At 41.1% G+C, this 2759-nt stretch carries 4 protein-coding genes; 3 read left to right on the top strand and 1 reads right to left on the bottom strand.

Features of this window, described 5'->3' with window-relative positions:
- Nucleotides 1–69 precede the first annotated feature (69 nt).
- Nucleotides 70–1284, bottom strand: a complete 1215-nt coding sequence (locus HXW94_RS18475) for an IS701 family transposase (protein WP_178368362.1) — start codon at nt 1282–1284, stop codon at nt 70–72.
- Between the two features lie 519 nt (nt 1285–1803).
- Between HXW94_RS18475 and HXW94_RS18470 the strand changes: the two genes are divergently transcribed.
- The 3 genes from HXW94_RS18470 to HXW94_RS18460 form a co-directional block, all read left to right on the top strand.
- A complete protein-coding gene (locus tag HXW94_RS18470; RefSeq protein ID WP_111960336.1) occupies nt 1804–2031 on the top strand; it encodes a type II toxin-antitoxin system HicB family antitoxin in 228 nt (75 codons plus the stop codon).
- Nucleotides 2024–2242 carry a type II toxin-antitoxin system HicA family toxin gene (locus HXW94_RS20520; RefSeq protein WP_178368361.1) on the top strand — a complete coding sequence of 73 codons (219 nt, stop codon included), beginning with the start codon at nt 2024–2026 and terminating at the stop codon, nt 2240–2242. The genes HXW94_RS18470 and HXW94_RS20520 overlap by 8 nt, the downstream gene beginning before the upstream one ends.
- A gap of 192 nt (nt 2243–2434) precedes the next feature.
- Nucleotides 2435–2759: four helix bundle protein (locus HXW94_RS18460; RefSeq protein ID WP_178368360.1), on the top strand; the 325-nt coding region annotated here is incomplete at its 3' end.

Genomic DNA, 2759 nt, shown 5'->3' with positions numbered 1-2759 from the left:
TCAATTCTAAAGTACACTAAAGGAACGTGCTGTTCACAGTATTTTTTTTAAAAAATAATTTTCAGCATCTCAAAAACACATTTTGATTTTACGAAGTGTCAAACGGAAAATGAAGGATGCCCATTTTCTAACCTGATAGTCGGACATTCCCAATTCGCTTTTGGAGTCTTGAAAAGAACGCTCTATCCAGTAACGTTGAGCCTGCATGTAAGCAAATTGTTGCAATGGAGTTATTGCCATATCAGCATTGCTTAGAGAGTATTTGATTTTTTTTTCTTTATCATTTCTACTGATTACCAAAACGCGCTCTCTTGGATGATTTTCTTCCTCATCCCATACCCAGACCGGCACAGTGTGTATAAACAGTTTCAGCGTCCCCTTAGTTGTTTCCCGAACTTCTACTTTTTCCCACTGTTTTTCATCAAGCTTGATCCTGTAATCATCGACAACTGTAGCAGGCTCCAAAGTGCGAAGTCTTGTTGGTGTCCGACCTCGACCTGGTTTCTTTTCCGGAAGGAATATCGTCGGCTTCTGCATGTACACTGCTTGATTTTTATGGATATCAAGCAGAAAGGTCAACCCCATATCTTCAATCGCATAGTTGAGTTCATTCCCATGACCGTAAAGCCCGTCTCCACCAACCCAACCAAAACGAACTCCCGCTTCAATATCTGATTTAAGCATCTCAAGAGCTAGCTGGGGTTTCGTTTTATATACGCGCCTATTTTCTGGGATCCCTGCTTTTTGGCACCTTGCATCGTCTTCTGTCCAACATTCCGGGAGAAAAAGCCTGCAGTTGATCAGACTGGTATTGCTTTGCCAAACCAGGCTGGAATAAACACCAACCTGACAATTATCGACTTTGCCGATAACGCCTGCATATTGCCTCGAAACGCCTACAGATGCTTCACCTTTCTTAAGATGCGAAGACTCATCTATAATATAACCTACATCTCTCACATCATATCCCTGCTGATCTGCATACAAATTAGATGTGTTTTGAGCAACTTTACGAATTAATCCAAAAGCATCCCAAGGCGAATCTGTTATAAATTGTTGAATTTGCTGGTATCCATCACCCAACATGTCAAGCTCCTCGTGCATTCGTTCCATGTTGCGTTTGCCCCGTTCGGTTTTAATCAAACCAGAGATATAGAGTTCAGAAAGATCGCTGGAATCCTCTGTTGTACTAATGAAGAAATCTTTATATTCTCCGATATGTCCAGAAAGATTGGACAACATATTATCAATGGACTCGTGTAATTCATCGTTATTTTTCATCATGACAAATCAATTACACAAAATAAAAAGAAATGGCAATAATTTAAAATTTTTATTAAAATCCAATATGTTGAAGGATTTTCTTGAAAGCTAACAAAGTAGAATTAATGCTGACAAAATTAATAAGAGCAAGATCATAAAAAACCCAGAACCCAGCACCCAGAACCCAGAACCCAGCACCCAGCATAAATGGTCCAGGAGCATCGCTGTTGGAAGCCAAAACTTTGTTGGGAACATAAAATTTTTGATGGGAGGATCGGCCATCGGGCGAAAGGACCGGAAAGCTGGTGAATCATATCAGCTCCGAGAGACTCAAATTCCGTATAACGATTATTTTGAGGCCCAAAAGGGCGATATAGGCATTGAAAACGCCTATTTTTGGAATATAAATCTATAAAATACAATGAGTTGACTTGGTCCGACCCCAACCGACTCCATTGAAATCGAATGCAATATGATCGGAATGGGATGAAGAGGCAGCAAAAAAATTATGACCCCGATAGACACCCAAGGAGGTAAAATATGAAATATCGAGTTTATTTTTATTATGATTCGGATTATCGAGGATATGTTGCGGATGCACTGGATCTACCGGGATGTGTCAGCCAGGGTAGAACCATGGAGGACGCCAAACAGAACATAAAAGATGCCATCAATGCATATATAGAGGTCGAATGCGAAAAATCCGCAGAAGACAGGTCATATCACTTGCCGGAAGAAAGTTTCATAGGAGAGATAGCCGTTGGGTAGGCTTGGGAATGTCTCCGGGAAGAGAGCAGTAAATGCGTTTAAGAAGTTGGGATATCAGATTGCTCGTCAAACAGGAAGTCATATCATTCTCGGGCATCAGAATCGGCCGACTCTAACAATCCCGAATCATAAGGAATTAGCACCAGGACTTTTAAGAGCGATTATTTCACAGGCGGGCTTAAATGTGACTGACTTCATAAAGAATCTGTAGAACGTTTGGCATCCTTCAAAAGTACTTTACACTTTTTTTGATCATTCCCCTTTGTAGAGGCTTTCCCCAAAAGACTGTAAAGTACTTTTGAGGTCATATGAAGGATGCCGAACGTTTTAGGTACTGGGTACTGGGTACTGGGTGCTGGGTGCTGGGTACTGGGTACTGGGTACTGGGTGCTGGGTTATAGATATGGGTCATTTTGAGAAATTGAATGTCTGGCAGAGGTCAAAAGATCTTGCTGTCATCATTTATAAAATAACCGCATGTGGTGGATTCTCTTCTGACTTTGGACTACGGGATCAGGTCAGGCGGGCGGCTGTATCTATTTCCAGTAATATTGCCGAAGGGGATGAAAATGGAAGCAATAAGCAGGCCGTTCGTTTCTTCTATATAGCAAAAGGTTCAAATGCAGAAGTATTGACCCAGGCCATCATTGCTTCTGAAATAGGCTATCTCACAAAAGAACAATTTTCAGCCATTGAAATCGAATGCAATATCATCGGTAAAATGCTGA

This window comes from Desulfobacter latus (assembly GCF_013389365.1).
In the GTDB taxonomy this organism is placed as follows: domain Bacteria; phylum Desulfobacterota; class Desulfobacteria; order Desulfobacterales; family Desulfobacteraceae; genus Desulfobacter; species Desulfobacter latus.
Note: the sequence above shows the minus strand (reverse complement) of the source record. Positions and strands in the feature narration are given on the sequence as shown.